The 410-nt window shown below is 28.3% G+C and carries 1 protein-coding gene; it reads left to right on the top strand.

Features of this window, described 5'->3' with window-relative positions:
• Positions 1 to 410: hypothetical protein (locus HC175_RS19565; protein ID WP_168139792.1), on the top strand; the 410-nt coding region annotated here is incomplete at both ends.

The raw sequence follows: 410 nt of genomic DNA, 5'->3' as shown, positions 1-410 counted from the left end.
GTGTATAATTTATTAATCTTAGATATAGCTAACCATAAATTTAAAAAGGGAATATCCATTTTTGGAGATAACGGTTACAGATTCCTTAAAACCCAAAGATCTCATGAAGTTTGTGAAGATAAAGTCAAAAATTTTGTTGATTCTGTGAGAGATAAGTTTACAGACGAAGAAATAGTTCAAGTTAAAAAGATGGTAAAACAAAGCGAAAAGGAATTTTGGTTTCTAATTAAAGGTCACTTTATAACCAGTGCCATTTTAAACCTTATTAAGAATCAAGTGAGAAAAAATTGTGGTTCAAATAAAAGTTTCAGCATTGATAGTTTATATGCTTTAACAATAGACTGCTCTTCAAATTGGGAAGACAAAATTGATATCAAGCATGTAGTCAAACAAATAAATACACTATACAA

The sequence above is a fragment of the Salinimicrobium oceani genome, from assembly GCF_012037645.1.
The sequence above is the reverse complement of the archived record's forward strand: the minus strand, read 5'-3'. Positions and strand labels throughout refer to the sequence as shown.